Source organism: Pectobacterium wasabiae CFBP 3304 (genome assembly GCF_001742185.1).
In the GTDB taxonomy this organism is placed as follows: domain Bacteria; phylum Pseudomonadota; class Gammaproteobacteria; order Enterobacterales; family Enterobacteriaceae; genus Pectobacterium; species Pectobacterium wasabiae.
The window spans coordinates 1,614,562-1,632,356 of record NZ_CP015750.1; the positions used below are offsets into that span (position 1 = coordinate 1,614,562).

Sequence of the window (17,795 nt, forward strand, 5' to 3'; positions counted from 1 at the left end):
TCGCGTCAGGAAAACCCGTGGTATCCACGTTTTTACCAGAAACCAAGCAGTTTCCACCACATACTACCCACACCCAGCCAAATAGGGATGATGACCAGACTGACCAAGAAGCCGATCTTCCACCAGGTTCCCAGCGGCACGTAGCCTGTGCCGAACAAAATGGGTGCCGGGCCACTGGAGTAGTGCGTCGTAGACATAAACAGGTTACTGAAAATACCGAACACCAGTACAGTCAGCATCGGCGGTGCGCCGGCTGCCAGCGCGATAGAGACGAAAATCGCGTACATGGCGCTGATGTGGGCAATCGCACTCGCCATCAGGTAGTGGCTGTAGTAGTAAACCAGCAGCAGCAGGCCCAGCATCGGCAGCCAGTGCATCCCGCTGACCGCATTACCCGCCAATCCACCCAGCCAGGCAATCAGCCCCATTTTGTTGAGCTGACCAGCCAGCGTCATCAGCACAGCAAACCATACCACGGTGTGCCAGGCTTCTTTCTCACTGACCACGTCATCCCAGGTCAGCGCACGGCTGAGCAACAGCACGCTCAGGCCAGCCAGCGCGGTCAGAGTCGCGTCGATATTCAGCGTAGAGCCCAATACCCAGAACGTCACCAGCCCCAGGAACACGCCCAGCACTACCCACTCATCGCGGGTCATTTTGCCCATCTCACGCAGTCTTTCGACGGCGATCGCACGCATTTCTGAGGTTTTCTTCAGTTCAGGCGGATAGAAGCGGTAGATCAGGTAAGGAATCAGCGCCAAAGACAGGAAGCCCGGCAGCAGTGTTGCTAACGCCCAGTCTGTCCAACTGATGTGGATGCCAAACTGGGAAGCCAGCTTCGCCACCATTGGGTTGCCCGCCATGGAGGTCATGAACATCGCCGAGGTCACGGCGTTACACTGGAAAATGGACTGCACCAGGAACGCACCAATGCGACGCTGCGTGCCTTTTTCCGGCGTAGAATCATAGGCTTCGGCAATCGAGCGGAACAACGGAGTGATGATCCCGCCACAGCGTGCAGATGTGGAAGGCATCGCCGGAGCGAACAACAGGTCGGTAAACACCAGCCCATACGCCAGACCGAGAGAGCTATTCCCCAGCTTGCTGATGAACAGCAGACCAATACGCCGACCAAAGCCGGTTTTGATAAAGCCGCGCGAGATAAAGAAGGCGCACGCGATCATCCAAATGGTGGGATCGCTAAAGCCCGCCAACACATCTTTAATGGATAATAACCCTAATATGGCAACCGTGGTCAGGCTGAACATCGCCATCGCGCCAAGCGGGTAAGGAGAGAGAATCAGACCGACAACCGTGGCAATAAAAATCGCCATCAGATGCCAGGCATCGGGTTTAACGCCATCGGGAACCGGTAATAGCCATAAGCCACCGGCAATACAAAGGATAACTAGAAGCTTTATCAACCTGCTGTTATTCGCAGACATAGGAACACCACTCTTCATTAAAACGGAATGCTGTATTCACGACGGATGTCCCGGGCGGAGGAGTGGGTATTTCGTTATTCTTCCTTCGTCACCCTGCTGAAACCACGCAACAGGAATCATCTGCGGAAAAAAAGACGAGAAAACAAGGGTTCAGGGTGCTTCTCTCGTCTGATCAAATCTAGTGATTAATGGAGAGATAGTATTCTAATGCGCCTGCAAAATAGCGTTACTTTAGTTACTAAAATAGTTCATTAATTTATTTAAGAAACTATCGTGGTTTTAATTTCCCGATAAAAAACCCTTAAAATTCAATAATAATTGACATTTTATGAACATAAAATTAACGAAGTTAACGACAAATTAATGATAAAAAAACCTTATACCTAATAATGGTAATATAAGTCTTTCTCAGACAGTAAGTTATCTATTCCTTATTTATTCACTCAGGTATTTATTTATTCAAAAAATAAAAAAACAAATCGCCATTATTCGGCGGAAAAATATTATTTTTTATCCAGTTGATAACATTTAGAGGGTAAGAAAAAGCACGGCTAAAAGCTGCGGTGACATAATTCGCAGAAACATCGCTAGCGGATAAACCGTCGCATAAGATAGCGCCGCCGCACCGCTGGTCGGGTGTAGCCCATTGGCAAATGCCAGCGCGGGGGGATCGGTCATGGAACCCGCCAGCATGCCGCACAGCGTCAGGTAGTTCATCTTACCCAGCGTGCGTGCCAGTATGCCGACCAGCAGCAGCGGCACCATGGTAATCAGTGCACCATAGCCAATCCACCATACGCCATCACCGTTCAATAGCGTATCGACGAAATCGCCGCCCGATTTCAGCCCCACCACCGATAAGAACAGCACAATGCCGAGCTCACGCAGCGCCAGATTCGCACTGGGTGGCATAAACCAGTGAAGTTTGCCGATACTGCCTATGCGCCCCAGCACCAACGCCACCACCAGCGGTCCGCCGGCCAGCCCGAGTCGCAGCGCCACCGGAAACCCAGGGATCATCAACGGCACAGAGCCCAACAGCACACCTAGCCCAATGCCGATAAAGACGGGCAGCATCTGTACCTGTTGGAGCTTCTGCTGCGCGTTACCCACGATATCCGCAACGGCATCGATCGCCGTTTTCCGCCCAACCAGGTTCAGAATATCGCCAAATTGCAGGCTTGCCTGATTGCTGGCAACCAACTCGACGCCCGCACGATTCAGGCGCGAAATCACGACATCGTAGTTTTGCTTCAGATTAAGCTCGCGAATCTTGCGGCCCAGCACCTTCTCATTGGTCACCACCACGCGCTCAACGTGCAGATCGGTGCCTCGCGTCGAGAGCGATGTCTCAACTTCATTGCCGATGACCAGACGCGCCTGCTCCAGATCGTGTTTCGCCCCCACCAAATGCAGATAATCGCCCAGTTGGATGAGCGTCTGAGGCGATGGCACCATCAGCTCGTCACCGCGTTTCAGACGGGAACAAACGATAGTGTCGCGATTCAGAATCGGCACATCCTGAATCGCCAGCCCTTGCAGATTGGTATTCGTTACCGACACATTCATCGTGAGTAGCTGTTCATGATGCTGACCGTTGCTGGCCTCAAACTGTTTTGCTTCGTTATCCACCGCAACACGAAACAGGACGCGCATCAGCCACATCACCAGTAAAATGCCGCAGATCCCCAGCGGATACGCCATCGCGTAACCCGTCCCCATCTGGTTCACTAAGGTTGAACTCGAACCGAGATCGGTCAAAATCTGTTGACCCGCGCCCAGTGAAGGCGTGTTGGTGACTGCGCCGGAAAAAATACCGAGAATAATAGGCAGAGGAATATTGAGCAGTTTGTGCAGCATGACGGTCACCACACTGCCGAGAAACACCGTCAGCAGGGCGAACGCATTGAGGCGCAGGCCAGAAACGCGCAGAGAGGAAAAGAAGCCCGGCCCGACTTGAATGCCAATGGTATAGACAAACAGGATCAGCCCGAATTCCTGAATGACGTGCAACATGTCATCATTCAGTTGAATCTGGTACTGGTGGGCAACATGCCCGACGATGATCCCACCGAACAGGACCCCGCCAATCCCTAAACCGACGCCATAAATCCGCCAATTACCGATCCACAACCCCAGAACGGCAACCAGCGCCAGCATACTCACGGTAAGTGCGATATCACTCATACCCGTATCCTTTGCGGACGTTTTTATTGGGAAATACCACTGCTGCTCGTTTTAATTTTGGCAGAATACTGAGGAGGGAAACGTGGCGGGCAACACAAAACCGCGCGGACAATCATCATAGTTAAGTGCAATATCAAAATATTCGATAGGCTAATTGGTGTTCGGGATCTTGCTCAGAACCCGCCCCTAAGTTAAGCTTATTTTTCGTAAACATGGAGCCGTTTAAACGTGAAAAAAACATTATTACTCATTGGTATTTTATTGGGAGTAGGACTCACTCTTTCATATCAATGGGTGAAACCACCATTCAACAATCCTTATTTTTTCTTATCACCAAAAATATCCACTGACACCCCCATCAACATACCAATTAAATTATATGAAAAAGGAGATGAAATTGATTTCGCCTTCTGGAAAACACCATTACCACTCAGCAGGTTTTTTTTCATAACCCCTCTGGAATCGCCTTCATCGCATATAATGTTAAAAATAAAATCGACAGAAAACCTAAGCGTGGGATTCTATACTTCAGATATATTTATTGGTGGCGGGCCGATAAAAGATATTGAAGAATCACCTATTTTTAACGTTGAACTATATAAAATAAACGATGATTTAACTGAAAAGTTAATTTTAAAAAAAATTCATCGACAAAAATATTATATTGATAAAGAATCTCAGCGATTATCACGCAGGCCTGCAGAGGTTTTCAGTTTAGTCGATCTAAGTAGTGAACCTTATGGACAATACAGACTTAAAGTAAAAGTCTTAGGTGACTGGCCTGAGTTAAAAATAGATAACTTACATTATTTTATAACAATAGAAACTTATTTTGTTAAATAAATTAGCGGACTTGACCCAGATAACTACAAAAAACAAGAAGCACCGGTGCAGGATATTCCACCCCCTCTAAATTATGGAGGAGACCAATTTTTTAATGATTGGGATAAAATCAGTCGCTAATCACTAAATGACAAAGAAACGTGGCGGGCAACACAAAACCGCGCCCATGATGATACGGGCGCGGCTAACCTTTAGTTTACTAACGCGCAGGTTAATAACACGGATGTCGCGTTATGACGCATCTTCGGCAGACTGCTGGTTCAATGCTGGGCGGCCACCGCCGATGGCGATGCGCTGCGGCTGCAAGGCTTCTGGTACATCACGCACCAGATCGATGTGCAGCAGGCCATTTTCAAAATGGGCATCAGACACATGCAGATGCTCGGCCAGCGTAAAGCTCAGTGTGAAAGGTTTAAACACCAACCCCTGATGCAGGTATTCCACAGCTTTCTCGGTCGGTGCCGGGCTACCCTTCACGGTCAGGCGCGGACCTTCTACTTCGATATCCAGATCGCTCTGCCGGAAACCTGCCAGCGCAAGCGTAATGCGATAGTGGTTATCGTCTTTCTTCTCGATATTGTACGGAGGGAAATCAATCGGTTCCTGACTGCCCTGCATTGAGCTAGCTAATTTGTCAAAACCGATCCACTGACGCAGTAAAGGTGATAAGTCGTAGTTACGCATTATATAACTCCTTCTAAGAAGCGAGGTTAATGATGCCCTTAGGCATCGTTTGTTCCAGCTACGGTTCCATAGCTGGTGTCGTCCCCATTCGGCAGACGAAACGTGAATTCATAGCGTTGCTGTTTCGGGCGATTCGCGTGATTTACTTGATTTCAATCCGACGCGGCTTCATCGCTTCCGGCACGATACGCTCGAGATCGATATACAGCAGCCCGTTTTCCAGATTGGCGCCTTTTACCTGAATATGTTCAGCCAGTTGGAATTTACGCTCGAAGTTGCGCTCGGCAATGCCCTGATACAAGTAATTGCGGGCAACCTGCTCACCAGCGTGGGCACCTTTTACAATCAATAAGTTGTCGTGCGCGGTGATATCCAGTTCCTGCTCAGCGAAACCAGCGACGGCAATCGCAATGCGGTATTGGTTCTCATCAACCAGCTCGACGTTGTAGGGAGGATAGCCGCCGTTACTCTGGGTCTGGCCGGTTTCTAATAGATTGAACAGACGATCAAAACCAATAGCGGAACGGTACAGTGGGGAAAAATCGGGGTTACGCATGAAACAGCCTCCTAAACATGCAGCGAGGATTTATTTTTTACCTTCCCTAAGGACAGGCTCACAGCCGGGACAGATACCCTGACGGCGTATCGTTTTCTTCCGGCTTATTATCAATATGGTGACCCCCTCTGACTTTCAAGAGGCAAAAAGGGAAAATTGCTACGTTTCATGCAATATTCACTCACAGGGTGAGCGTTATCACATACACTCAGGATAGACAGGTTTTGGCCTAGTGCCGATTGTTTAAGCATCGAGATACACGGGGCGGCCACAGGGGTGAGGCGTCCCTGCGGGAACCTCCCTGTGTTCCCCCTAGCAACGGACTTAAGTGACCAGTATTAGGCTTCGACCCACTCTGGCAGCAGGTTCTTAATGGATAAGTAATATGACTTTACTGAAAAGTGCGTTGTTCTCTTTCATTATTACTGGTAGCGGCGCGGTAGTAACCAGCGGCTGCTCCAGCATCATGACGCATACCGGAAACGATCAGGGATACTATTCCGGCACACGCGCCAGTGTGGGTATGCTGCGTGACGACGATACCAGTTGGGCGATGATGCCGCTGGTCGCGATCGATTTGCCGTTCTCCGCGGTTACCGACACGCTGCTGCTGCCCTACGATTACTATCGTGCAGGCAGTGATAAGCACAAACTGTCGACGCGCGAACGCATTTTACACAGCGAAGAGCAAAACCAGACCGCCAGTTCACAGCTCGCCACTATGCCTAATAACAACACTATGCCTAATAACAACACCATGCCACACAATCAGCTTTGACAGTACCGCGCTCGCCGAGAACCCGCTACACCGCCGTCATGATAATAAGCAGGCCACGACGAAAAGCTGATTAAAGCCGCCAATTTCCCGCATATACGCAACGTGTTTCCCATCAGGGGAAAAGACCACCGCATCCGCACTCGGTGCGCTGTCCGTCCGCGCCGTCAACCGAACAAGCTCACCACTTTTCGCGTCACACAACATGATGCTGTTGTCACACACAAATGCCAGAGAACGTCCATCCGGGTGCCAGTTAAAGGCAGACTGTACACCGTGTTCCGTGTGCGTTACCTGTCTTGGTTCACCGCCATTCGGGGAAAGCGTCCATAGCTGTACTACGCCAGCCTCGTCACGCATCAGAAAAGCAATTTCACTGCCATCGGGCGAAGCGCGTAGCCAGTGGCGCGGCTGATTTACCAATCCAGGATAACGGCGTTGGTGCGTAAAGGTTAAACGCCGCTGCTGCACGCCCGCTGGCGGCGCAGGCATGGACGTCGCCGTCCCCGCTAATGTCGCATCACCCTCTTTGGCGTAATCTTCCAGCGCGTCCGGCAAATCAACGATAAAGATCTCAGGAATAGTTGTTCCGTCCGCCGCACGCGTGTCGCCGATAAACGCTAGTGCCCAGCGCTGGCGCGAACCGTCCTGTCGAATATAGCCCGTGGTGCCCACCCAACCTTCTTCATAGGCACGATTGATTTCATCGCTGTCGGGCTGCGGCTGCGGTGTCGTTCTGCTGACCAGCACACAATAGTGGCTGCCGTCATATTCACGCGGGTGGCATTTCTCAACAGTGACAGCCTGTAGCGGGACGGCCACGCCAACATTACGCAAGTTTAATGCCGGATCGCGCTCATGCAGCACATGGTCGTTATAGGTAAAACTCAGGCGACTCGCATCCGGGCTGAAAACATGGACATGCGTACCACCGCGCAGCGCACCGGCCTGATATGGCGGCGTAATAGAGAAAGCATCAAGCGTAATCGCCTCATCGCGCTGGCGATCTGCCACTATCGTTCCACGGCGATGGTGAAAATCATACTGCCATTCGCTATCCGGATTTTCCGGCCCGTGGATAAAGACATAGCGCAGCGGTTCCTGCGGGCTACAGGTCACCACACCCACATGCGCGCCCGCCGTCGCCCGATAGATCACCTCAGTTTTCAGGCTTTTCAGATGTATGCGCTCAATGGTCAGCCCTGTGAATGAAGATCCATAGGGTCTTATGTCATAAACCAGCCAGTTTCCATCACAAGACCAGCAATTAATATTGGTAAGTTGATGACCTATAGCATTAAACGTTAGTTGAACCTCAGCAGACAAGACATCACCCCAGTTATTCAATATCAGTCAATAGTTTGTAAATAAATTTCAGTTTTATGTATAACTTATTGTTTTTAATTTAAAAAAAACAAACAACATCGATAAATGTTATTCAAAAAAATAGAAAGATTACCTCAATAACATCCGTTTTTTAATTCATTAGCATCGGCGTAACATTCTTCATATCGAAAGGGCAGCCCCCTTTCACCTATCAAATCAGAAAAGGATAAGACATCATGAAAAACGTAAAAACCATCGCTGCTGCTGTTGTTCTCGCTACCATGACTTTCGGTGCTTCTGCTGCTGAATACGTGTCTCCTTCACAGGCACAGAACCTGGAAAAAGCGGGTGTTGTTACTGCAACTGCTCAAGACCTAAGCTCGCTGCAATCTAAGCTCGCAGCGAAAGCAGAAAAAGCAGGCGCTAAAGCTTATACCATCACGTCTGCGACCGGTAACGATCAACTGCGTGGTTCTGCGGTAATCTTCAACTAAGCGTTGTTGACCCTAGCTTGCCCCGATAGCCATCATAGATAGACCAGTAAGACATCACGTATTACCCTCTTTCCGGCTTGCCTCCTCATCAGGGCAAGCCGGTTTTTTTATTTATGCGAAAGGGGGTTCGTGGGAAAGCAAGAAGGGCGGTGAATGTGGTGTGGCAGAGTGCCACACCGACGTGGATAGACTTACAACGTTGAACCTTGAAAGCCATTCTCAGCCGCCACGGCCGCGAACCATTCCCCGCTTTTCTTCACCGTGCGCGTCTGCGTCGCCAAATCCAACTGCACGAAACCATAGCGATTCTTGTAGGCATTCGACCACGACCAGTTATCGATAAACGTCCACATATGGTAGCCGAGGCAATTGCTGCCTTCCGCAATGCCTTTGTGTACCTGCTTCAGGTGTTCGCGGACAAAATCGATGCGGTAATCATCCTGAATCTGCCCGTTGGCATCGAAACGCTGTTCGTTCTCCACCCCCATGCCGTTTTCTGAAATAAAGCAGCGCGGATTGCCGTAGTTCACCCGTAGGTTAGTCAGAATGTCATAGATACCCGGTTCGTAAATTTCCCAGCCGCGATAGGGATTCATTTTTCGTCCCGGCATTTCATAGCTGGAGAAGAACCACTCTGGCATAAACGGACTATCGGGATTGACCAAACTGTCACGGCACTGGATACGACGCGGCTGGTAATAGTTAATACCCAGCAGATCGACAACACCATCGGCCAGCAGCGCACGATCGTCAGGCTGACAATGCGGCAGTTGGCCATAGCGATGCAGCAGATCGACCAGTTCCTGCGGATACTCGCCCTTCAGCGCAGGATCGAGGAAGCTGCGATTAAACATCAGATCGGCAATGTTAGCGGCTTTGACATCGGCCGGATGTTGCGAACGCGGGTAAGAAGGCGTCAGGTTGAGGATGATACCAATTTCCCCGCCCTGAGACTGTTCACGATAGGCCTTCACCGCCAGCGCGTGCGCCAGCATGGTGTGATACGCCACTGTCGCGGCTCGCTTGAAATCCACCACGTTCGGGTAGTGAAAATCATACAGATACCCGCCTTCCACTGGCACTACCGGCTCATTGAACGTAAACCAATGTTTTACCCTATCGCCAAACAGACGGAAGCAGGTCGCCGCATAGCCCGCATAGGCCACCACCACCGCCCGATTTTCCCAGCCGCCTAGCCGCTGCATCACCATCGGCATATCAAAATGGAACAGATTGATAAACGGCGTGATGCCCTGTGCTAGCATTTCATCAATGATCTGATTATAAAACGCGACCGCCTGCGGATTGGGTTCACCGACGCCATCGGGTATCAGCCGCGCCCAAGAGATCGACGTCCGGAACGTGTTGTGGTTCAGCGTTTTCAGCAGCGCGATATCTTCACGCCAGTGCTGATAAAACGTGGAGGTATCCGCCGGCCCAACCTGCTGGTGAAAACGGCCGGGCTGCGTGGCAAACCATTCGTCCCACACGGTGGCGCTTTTACCATAGCGGAGGCTTTCGCCTTCCGTTTGCGGTGCCGAACTGGCGCTGCCCCACCAAAAATTCGTGGGAAAGCGAAAATCGTTCTGAAGATGATCGTGCATACGTTCCTCTCTGCTTCACTCGTGTTTATGCGCTGGCTTCGCCCGCCGCCTGCTGTTGTTTCTCCTGTTCCTGTTTAAGCAACGTGCGCTCGTAGACTTTCAGGAACGGGTAGTACATCGCGGCCGACATCACCATGCACAGCAGACACATGATTACCGGGCTGAAAGCCCAGTTCGCCGCCCACGATGCACCAATCGGTGCTGGCGTTGTCCACGGCGTCAGGGAAACGACCTGCGCGATCCAGCCAAGCTTCGTCGCCGTATAGGCAATGACAGCATTGACCATCGGCACGCAAATAAACGGCAGGAACAGCAGCGGGTTCATGATGATCGGTGCACCAAACAGAATCGGTTCGTTGATGTTGAAAAAGCTCGGTACTACGCCCATCCGGCCAATGGTGCGCAGGTGAATCGCTCGGCTACGCATTAACAAAAAGGCCAGCGGCAGCGTGGAACCGACCCCGCCAATCAGCAGGTAGTGATCCCAGAAGCCCTGCAAATAGATATGCGGTAGCGGCGCACCCGCCGAAAGCGCAGCTTGATTCAGCGCCAGATTGGTCATCCAGAACGGGTTCATAATCCCGGTGACGATCAGCGCGCCGTGGATCCCGGCAAACCACAGAATCTGGCAGATAAATACCGAAATCAGGATCGCGGGCAGCGAATCCGACGCCGAAATTAGCGGTGCCAGCAGGTGCATGATGGCTTCCGGGATAATCATGCCGGTCGCGGACTGGATGAACAGGTTAAACGGATGCAGCGTCGCGACGATCACCAGCACAGGGATGAGGATTTCAAACGAACGCGCTACGCCGGTCGGCACTTCTTTCGGCAGGCGGATCGTGATGTTGCGCTTTTTCAACCAGGCATACACTTCACCCGCATAAATTGCAGTCAGAATGGCGGTAAAAATCCCCTCACCGGAGAAGTACTGAGTGGAAATTTGCTTATCATGATAAGGCGCAGCCACCAGCAAAAACGCCATCAGCGCCAACAGGCCAGTCATGATCGGGTCCAGCTTGTAGTGCTTGCCAAGGCTGGCACCAATCCCCACTGAGATAAAGAAGGTCATGACCCCCATACTGAGGTAGTACGGCAGCATCAGTTGTTCACGGTAGGCAACGGAAAAGTCGAGCCACGCACGGGCAAACCCCAACGTAGTATCCGGCGAGAACGGCGGGAAGATGAACACCAGCATAAATGAACCAATGATCATGAAAGGCAGCGCGGCGATGAAGCCGTCACGAATCGCGATGATGTGGCGCTGTTGCCCAACCACACCTGCCAACGGGGTAATTTTCTGCTCGATGATATCGACCATCGACTGATAGAGGCCACTCATAGCGGTTGTCCTGATGTTTCGATCAGTGAAAATGCAAAATCCAGCACGTTGTCACCGCGCTGCATACCGTAATCCATCATGTCTATCGCTGCCACAGGCACGCCTTTTCCCTCAGCTTTCTCCTTGAATGACGCCAGCATGTACTTCACCTGCGGTCCCAGCAGCACAACATCATACTTCCCTACTTGTTCATCAAATTCATGGGCGGCGTAGGCGGCAATCTCAACGTCCAGACCACGCGCATCAGCCACCTCCTTCATTTTTCTCATTAAAAGGCTGGTAGACATCCCAGCGGAACAACAAAGCATGATCCTTTTCATTTTGAACACCCCGTAGTACGTCATGAATAAAAAGCGTCGTGAATAAATCCCACCATTAGAAGCATGTTCATGGAAACACCGTCATTGGAAACAAAACGGAAACCGTTTTCCATGGAAAAAAGCCAGATATGAGAATAGGTTCACGAAATGATAGACATTGCCGGAAACAATGTGAGGTAGGTCATGTAAAACGTCATTCAGGCGTGAAGGATGGGTAAACATCGCTATTACCGCGCTTATTGCGCTAAGTGTATTGATTTCAGGTATTTCCTACTTTTGGCTATAAAAACGACAAATTGAGATTTAAAAAGCCCACCGGCTGCCTGTTATGGTTATCACCTGATGTTGTGTTTTTTCACTGTATTTTAATTTTTCGTTATAAGGGAGCGATCATACGCATGCCATTGATGATGAACCGAACGGTCACGGAAGCGCGTGAGAAACGCACGCCGTTATGGAAAAACGTGACGGCGCGGCTACGCCAGATCTCCACAATTCTCGCTGCCAGCACCGTGCTGTTCATATCCACCGCTTATGCGCAGGACAGCGTACCGACGCAGCTACGAGTCGGCTATCAGAAAGGTTCGGTCAGTCTGGTACTCGCAAAATCGCACCAGTTGCTGGAGAAGCAGTTCCCCAATACCAAAATCAGTTGGGTTGAATTCCCCGCCGGACCGCAGATGCTGGAAGCACTCAATGTGGGCAGTATCGATCTGGGCGGCACTGGTGATATCCCGCCTATTTTTGCGCAGGCAGCCGGAGCTGACCTGCTGTATGTCGGCGTGGAGCCACCTAAACCACAGGCCGAAGTCATTCTGGTACGAGAAGACAGTCCGGTGAAAACCGTTGCCGACCTGAAAGGCCGCAAAGTCGCCTTCCAGAAAGGCTCCAGTGCACACAACACGTTGCTGCGCGCGTTGCAACGAGATGGGCTGACATTCACCGATATCAAACCGACCTACCTGACCCCTGCGGACGCACGCGCGGCATTCCAGCAAGGTAATGTCGATGCATGGGCAATCTGGGACCCCTACTACTCTGCCGCGCTGCTGGAAGGCGGTGTCCGGGTACTGGTTGATAGCTGCGGGCTTGATAAAACCGGTTCTTTCTATCTGGCGGGTCGCCCTTACGCCGAAGCACACGGCAGCTTTATTCGCCAGGTATTGGACGAACTGACCAAAGCCGATGCGTTAACAATCAGCGACCGGGCACAGAGCGTCACACTGTTAGCCAACGCGGTAGGGCTACCGGAAAAAGTGATTGAAACGGCGCTCGATCATCGCCCGCCAACCACCATAAAACCGCTGGATGCCGCCACGATCAAGGCGCAGCAATCCACGGCCGACCTGTTTTATGCAAACCGTCTGGTGCCGGTGAAGGTCAATATCGCGGAACGCGTCTGGAATCCCCAAACGCCGTAGTTCGCTTATCACACACCATTTTGTTTACCACAAACAAGACCGTTCAGGAGAACACACCATGAGTCTTAACGTATTCTGGTTTTTACCCACCCACGGAGACGGTCGCTATCTTGGTAGCACCGAGGGCGCACGTCATGTTGACTACGGCTATCTGCAACAGGTGGCGCAAGCCGCCGAACGGCAAGGCTTTGGCGGCGTGCTACTGCCAACGGGCCGCTCCTGCGAAGATTCCTGGCTGGTGGCAGCATCGCTCATTCCAGTGACGCAGCGGCTAAAATTTCTCGTTGCTCTGCGCCCCGGCGTCATTTCCCCTACCATCGCCGCACGTCAGGCCGCCACGCTAGACAGGCTGTCTAATGGTCGGGCGCTGTTCAATCTGGTGACCGGCGGTGACCCAGAAGAACTGGCCGCCGAAGGACTGTTCCTCAGCCACGAAGAACGCTACGAAGCCTCAGCGGAATTCACCCATATCTGGCGCAGGCTGCTGGAAGGTGAAACCGTTGATTTCGAAGGTAAACACATTCAGGTCAAAGACGCCAAACTGCTTTATCCGCCCGTGCAACAGCCGCGTCCGCCGCTCTACTTTGGTGGTTCGTCTGAGGCGGCACAGAATCTGGCAGCAGAACAGGTCGATCTCTACCTGACATGGGGTGAACCACCTGAGCAGGTTAAAGAAAAACTGGCGGAAGTCCGCGCCAAAGCCGCGGCGCAGGGGCGTGAGGTTCGCTTCGGTATTCGCCTGCACGTTATCGTGCGGGAAACCACCGAAGAGGCCTGGCAGGCTGCCGATCGACTGATTTCCCATCTGGACGAAAAAACTATCGCCGACGCACAGGCGGCGTTGGCGCGTTTCGATTCTGTCGGACAACAGCGCATGGCCGCTCTGCATGGTGGCAAAAAGGACAATCTGGAGATTAGCCCGAATCTGTGGGCCGGTATCGGTCTGGTACGCGGCGGTGCGGGTACGGCGCTGGTTGGCGATGGCCCAACGGTTGCCGAACGCATTCAGGAATACGCCGATCTCGGGATTGATACCTTTGTCCTGTCTGGCTATCCGCATCTGGAAGAAGCGTATCGCGTGGGCGAACTGCTGTTCCCGCACCTCGATCTGGTGCAACAGCCGACGCCGCTGCACGCCGTAAACAATGCGGGGGAAGTGGTGGCAAACCGCTATGTACCGCGCAAAGTTTCGCAAAGCTGAGGAATCAATCATGGCAAGAACGCTCTCCTCGCTGGCACAACGGCTTGCACCTTTCCTGCTCCCCGTGACGCTGCTGGTCGCGTGGCAGATATCCGTAGAGTTCGGCTGGCTATCCAACCGGATTCTGCCTGCGCCCAGTTCGGTGATTACCGCAGGGTGGTCGCTCATCTATAGCGGCGAGCTTTGGCAACATCTGGCGATCAGCGGCTGGCGCGCCCTGATCGGGTTTGCTATCGGCGGCAGTATCGGATTGGCGCTCGGCTTTATCACCGGTCTGTCGCGCTGGGGAGAACGCTTGCTGGACAGCTCGGTGCAGATGATCCGCAATGTCCCCCATCTGGCGCTGATTCCGCTGGTGATCTTGTGGTTTGGCATTGATGAGGCGGCCAAGATTTTTCTGGTCGCGTTGGGTACGCTGTTCCCGATTTATCTCAACACCTATCACGGTATTAAAAACATCGATCGCGGCCTGCTGGAAATGGCGCGCAGTTACGGTCTGTCCGGCATTAGCCTGTTCTATCAGGTAGTGCTACCCGGCGCGCTGCCGTCCATCATGGTCGGCATCCGTTTTGCCCTGGGCTTCATGTGGCTGACGCTGATCGTCGCGGAAACCATTTCTGCCAACTCCGGCATCGGCTATCTCGCCATGAACGCCCGCGAATTTCTGCAAACGGACGTAGTAGTGGTTGCCATCATCCTTTATGCCCTGCTCGGCAAACTGGCCGATGTCAGCGCTCAGGGGCTAGAGCGCATTTGGTTGCGCTGGAATCCGGCTTATCAAACCTCATCGGGGGACGCATCATGACCGCTTTTACCGATCCTGCAACACCATCTCATTCACCGTCGCCGCTCACCAAGGGGGCACCGCTGGCGCTGGATGCCATCACCAAGCACTACGGTCGCCGCACCGTACTGAACGAAGTGCAGTTACGCATTCCTTCCGGGCAGTTTGTGGCCATCGTCGGCCGCAGCGGCTGCGGCAAAAGCACCCTGCTACGCCTGCTTGCCGGGCTGGAAGCCGCCAGCAGCGGCAAACTGCTGACAGGCACCGCACCGCTCAGCAGCGCGAAAGACGACACGCGGCTGATGTTTCAGGAAGCACGACTGCTGCCGTGGAAGAAGGTGATCGATAATGTCGGGCTGGGGTTACGCGGCAACTGGCGCGAAAAAGCGCAGGATGCACTAGCCTCCGTCGGGCTGGCAGATCGCGCCGACGACTGGCCAGCGGCGCTATCCGGTGGACAGAAACAGCGTGTCGCGCTGGCGCGTGCGCTCATTCACCACCCACGTCTACTGTTGCTGGATGAACCGCTGGGTGCACTGGATGCCTTGACTCGCATCGAGATGCAAAGCCTGATCGAAAATCTGTGGCTCCAGCATGGCTTCACGGTGCTGCTGGTGACGCACGATGTCTCCGAAGCCATTGCGCTAGCCGACAGGGTTATTCTGATCGAAGAAGGACGCGTGGGGCTGGATATCACTGTTGATTTGCCACGACCGCGACGCCGCGGCTCGGCAAAGTTGGCGGAACTGGAAGCCCGCGTGCTGGAACGCGTACTGGTTCCTACCTCATCACCCTTACCTCAGCAGGCGGCGATATAACCTTCGTTCTGGCGATTAAGACTGTGCATCTTATCGCCAGATTTAACATCAAAAATATTGACAGATATTCTCAAAACACTCCGTTTTATCTCCCCGAAGCATCGGCGTAGTATCCTCTTCATCGAAAGGAAATCACCTTTCACTCCAAACAACATTGAACAGGAACTATCACATGAAAAACGTAAAATTCTTCGCCGCTGCTGTCGTACTTTCTACTCTGTCTTTCGGTGCTTTCGCTGCCGACCAGGTGTCTTCACAACAGGCACAAGGTCTGGAAAAAGTTGGCGTAATCAGCGCGACTGCTCACAGCCTGGATTCACTGCAAGCGCAGTTGGCTCAGAAAGCAGACAAAGCCGGTGCTAGCGCCTTCACTATTACATCGGCCACAGGCGATAACCAACTGCGCGGCACCGCCGTTATCTACAAATAATGCCTGCTGGTAGACAGTCAAAAAATTAAACGGACTTTCCTCACCCAAGAGGAAAGTCCGTTTTTTTATGGCTTTCACCTGAACCCTACTGCACGCAAGTAACGAGGGTTACCCTACCCGCTTCACTTCGCCCACCAGTAAGATGTAAGACAGCGCGCCGACCAGCGCCACACCAGCAATATAGGTCAGTGCGGGAGCAAAACCGTAATCCTGCGCCAGATAGCCAATAATCAATGGCACCGTGATACCGCCCAAACCACCGACAAAGTTGAATACCCCACCCGTCAGGCCAATCAGACGAATTGGAGCCAGCGACGACACCAGTGACCAGGTGATGGATGCAAAGCCATTGCCAAAGAACGCCACAGCCATTAGCGTCATAATCCATACCGGATCGTTCGTGTAGTTCGCGCCCATGATGCAGGTTGAAATCAGCAGGCCACAGATAATCGGCGTTTTACGCGCCAGGCCGAGCGATTTTCCACTACGCACCAAACGGTCCGCTACAAATCCAGACAGCAGAACGCCAACGAACGCCGCCAGGAAAGGTACCGTCGTCATAAAACCAGCCGTCAGTGCGCTAATGTGTTTTTCTTGCGTCAGGTAGTTAGGGAACCACGTCAGGAAAAACCACAACGTAGAGGTCACGGCAAACTGCCCGATATATACACCCACCAGCTTGCGGTTAAACACCAGTTTCCAGTCAGCCGCCGTCAATGGGGTGCGTGTTTTTTTGTCGCTCGGCGCATCACCATCGACAATACCGCCACCTTCGGCAATGTAATCCAGCTCAGCCTGATTGATCCCTTTACTTTTCTTCGGCGGCTGATAAACAAAGTGCCAGATAAGTGCCCAAACAATACCGACGCCGCCAGTGACAATGAACACCCAATGCCAGCTCAGAATTTCCTGTAACCAGATGAGCAATGGCGTAAGGAACGCCAGACCAACAAACTGCCCTGATGTATAAAATCCAACGGCAGAAGCCCGCTCTTGTTCAGGGAACCAACTGGTCACCATGCGGTTATTCGTCGGAAACGCTGGTGCCTCAAACAGTCCGGTCACGGCGCGTAAGCCAATCAACGATGCCAGACCCGTGGCAAAACCTTGCAGCAACGTGGCAATCGACCATCCCATGATGGCGATAAAATAGGTAACCTTTGAACCGACACGGTCAAGAAACCAGCCGCCCGGTATTTGGCATAACGTATAGGTCCAGGCAAATGCGGAGAAGATATAGCCCATTTGTGTTTTTGTAATACCAAACTCTTCCTGAATGTGTGCCGATGCCACAGCCAGGTTGGCCCGATCCACATAGCAGATGACAACCGTAATAAAAATCATCAGCAAGGTGAGATAGCGCCGCTTTGTAGGACGGGTAGTTAATGTCATGTCCATCTTATATTCCTGTTATTTATTAAACGGGCACCATATTTATTACCCGCTATTTTTGAACGATTAACAACATTAGCAGTTGGTATGCTTTATTTTTCTAATGAAATAAATAACCGATCGCGCTCACTATATTTATCTATTTATAGCGGCACTTTATTTTAGATCCCCGG

The 17,795-nt window shown here is 52.1% G+C and carries 17 protein-coding genes; 8 read left to right on the top strand and 9 right to left on the bottom strand.

All coding sequences use genetic code 11. The annotated features are described in order from the left end of the window. Positions 1 to 32: 32 nt before the first annotated feature. Both A7983_RS07220 and A7983_RS07225 read right to left on the bottom strand, forming a co-directional pair. A complete protein-coding gene (locus A7983_RS07220; RefSeq protein ID WP_005976758.1) occupies positions 33 to 1,445 on the bottom strand; it encodes an anion permease in 1,413 nt (470 codons plus the stop codon). A gap of 528 nt (positions 1,446 to 1,973) precedes the next feature. Beyond that, complete coding sequence (locus A7983_RS07225; protein ID WP_005976756.1) at positions 1,974 to 3,632, bottom strand: putative transporter; 1,659 nt, start codon at positions 3,630 to 3,632, stop codon at positions 1,974 to 1,976. A 228-nt stretch (positions 3,633 to 3,860) separates the two neighbouring features. Between A7983_RS07225 and A7983_RS07230 the strand changes: the two genes are divergently transcribed. After that, positions 3,861 to 4,475 carry a hypothetical protein gene (locus A7983_RS07230; RefSeq protein ID WP_005976754.1) on the top strand — a complete coding sequence of 205 codons (615 nt, stop codon included), beginning with the start codon at positions 3,861 to 3,863 and terminating at the stop codon, positions 4,473 to 4,475. A gap of 231 nt (positions 4,476 to 4,706) precedes the next feature. On the opposite strand, the gene ibpB is transcribed toward A7983_RS07230, so the two are convergent. After that, positions 4,707 to 5,159, bottom strand: coding sequence for a small heat shock chaperone IbpB (ibpB, locus tag A7983_RS07235; protein WP_005976752.1), 453 nt, complete (start codon positions 5,157 to 5,159; stop codon positions 4,707 to 4,709). Between the two features lie 142 nt (positions 5,160 to 5,301). Continuing rightward, positions 5,302 to 5,715, bottom strand: coding sequence for a small heat shock chaperone IbpA (gene ibpA / locus A7983_RS07240; RefSeq protein ID WP_005976748.1), 414 nt, complete (start codon positions 5,713 to 5,715; stop codon positions 5,302 to 5,304). Between the two features lie 385 nt (positions 5,716 to 6,100). Between ibpA and A7983_RS07245 the strand changes: the two genes are divergently transcribed. After that, complete coding sequence (locus tag A7983_RS07245; protein WP_005976745.1) at positions 6,101 to 6,493, top strand: YceK/YidQ family lipoprotein; 393 nt, start codon at positions 6,101 to 6,103, stop codon at positions 6,491 to 6,493. Between the two features lie 36 nt (positions 6,494 to 6,529). Here the strand turns inward: A7983_RS07245 and A7983_RS07250 are convergent, their stop codons facing one another. Then, complete coding sequence (locus A7983_RS07250) at positions 6,530 to 7,816, bottom strand: DUF3748 domain-containing protein (protein WP_172645147.1); 1,287 nt, start codon at positions 7,814 to 7,816, stop codon at positions 6,530 to 6,532. Positions 7,817 to 8,052: 236 nt separating this feature from the next. Here A7983_RS07250 and bhsA (A7983_RS07255) point away from each other — a divergent pair, with 236 nt between their 5' ends. After that, positions 8,053 to 8,310 carry a multiple stress resistance protein BhsA gene (bhsA, locus tag A7983_RS07255; protein WP_005976743.1) on the top strand — a complete coding sequence of 86 codons (258 nt, stop codon included), beginning with the start codon at positions 8,053 to 8,055 and terminating at the stop codon, positions 8,308 to 8,310. A gap of 191 nt (positions 8,311 to 8,501) precedes the next feature. On the opposite strand, the gene A7983_RS07260 is transcribed toward bhsA (A7983_RS07255), so the two are convergent. From A7983_RS07260 to A7983_RS07270, 3 genes are read right to left on the bottom strand one after another with little or no spacing between them, the layout of a single operon-like run. Further along, the gene (locus A7983_RS07260) at positions 8,502 to 9,914 is read right to left on the bottom strand and encodes a glycoside hydrolase family 1 protein (RefSeq protein ID WP_005976741.1); all 1,413 of its coding nucleotides are present in this window, start codon (positions 9,912 to 9,914) and stop codon (positions 8,502 to 8,504) included. A gap of 25 nt (positions 9,915 to 9,939) precedes the next feature. Next, positions 9,940 to 11,256 carry a PTS cellobiose transporter subunit IIC gene (locus A7983_RS07265; RefSeq protein WP_005976739.1) on the bottom strand — a complete coding sequence of 439 codons (1,317 nt, stop codon included), beginning with the start codon at positions 11,254 to 11,256 and terminating at the stop codon, positions 9,940 to 9,942. Then, positions 11,253 to 11,576: a PTS sugar transporter subunit IIB gene (locus A7983_RS07270; RefSeq protein WP_012821891.1), complete on the bottom strand. Its 324-nt coding sequence runs from the start codon at positions 11,574 to 11,576 to the stop codon at positions 11,253 to 11,255. The genes A7983_RS07265 and A7983_RS07270 overlap by 4 nt, the downstream gene beginning before the upstream one ends. 398 nt (positions 11,577 to 11,974) lie before the next feature. Between A7983_RS07270 and A7983_RS07275 the strand changes: the two genes are divergently transcribed. The 5 genes from A7983_RS07275 to bhsA (A7983_RS07295) all read left to right on the top strand — a co-directional run bounded on the left by A7983_RS07275 (position 11,975) and on the right by bhsA (A7983_RS07295) (position 16,230). Beyond that, on the top strand, positions 11,975 to 12,997 hold the full coding sequence (locus A7983_RS07275) for a sulfonate ABC transporter substrate-binding protein (protein WP_005976735.1): 1,023 nt from the start codon (positions 11,975 to 11,977) through the stop codon (positions 12,995 to 12,997). 58 nt (positions 12,998 to 13,055) lie between these two features. Continuing rightward, positions 13,056 to 14,198 carry an FMNH2-dependent alkanesulfonate monooxygenase gene (ssuD, locus tag A7983_RS07280; RefSeq protein WP_005976733.1) on the top strand — a complete coding sequence of 381 codons (1,143 nt, stop codon included), beginning with the start codon at positions 13,056 to 13,058 and terminating at the stop codon, positions 14,196 to 14,198. A gap of 10 nt (positions 14,199 to 14,208) precedes the next feature. Beyond that, positions 14,209 to 15,003 (top strand): aliphatic sulfonate ABC transporter permease SsuC, encoded by a 795-nt coding sequence (gene ssuC / locus A7983_RS07285; protein WP_005976731.1) that lies wholly within the window; start codon positions 14,209 to 14,211, stop codon positions 15,001 to 15,003. Then, on the top strand, positions 15,000 to 15,800 hold the full coding sequence (ssuB, locus tag A7983_RS07290) for an aliphatic sulfonates ABC transporter ATP-binding protein (RefSeq protein WP_005976729.1): 801 nt from the start codon (positions 15,000 to 15,002) through the stop codon (positions 15,798 to 15,800). Before ssuC ends, ssuB begins: the two co-directional genes overlap by 4 nt. A 172-nt stretch (positions 15,801 to 15,972) precedes the next feature. Further along, complete coding sequence (gene bhsA / locus A7983_RS07295) at positions 15,973 to 16,230, top strand: multiple stress resistance protein BhsA (protein ID WP_005976727.1); 258 nt, start codon at positions 15,973 to 15,975, stop codon at positions 16,228 to 16,230. A gap of 108 nt (positions 16,231 to 16,338) precedes the next feature. Here the strand turns inward: bhsA (A7983_RS07295) and A7983_RS07300 are convergent, their stop codons facing one another. Next, a complete protein-coding gene (locus A7983_RS07300) occupies positions 16,339 to 17,628 on the bottom strand; it encodes an MFS transporter (RefSeq protein ID WP_005976725.1) in 1,290 nt (429 codons plus the stop codon). Between the last annotated feature and the right edge of the window lie 167 nt (positions 17,629 to 17,795).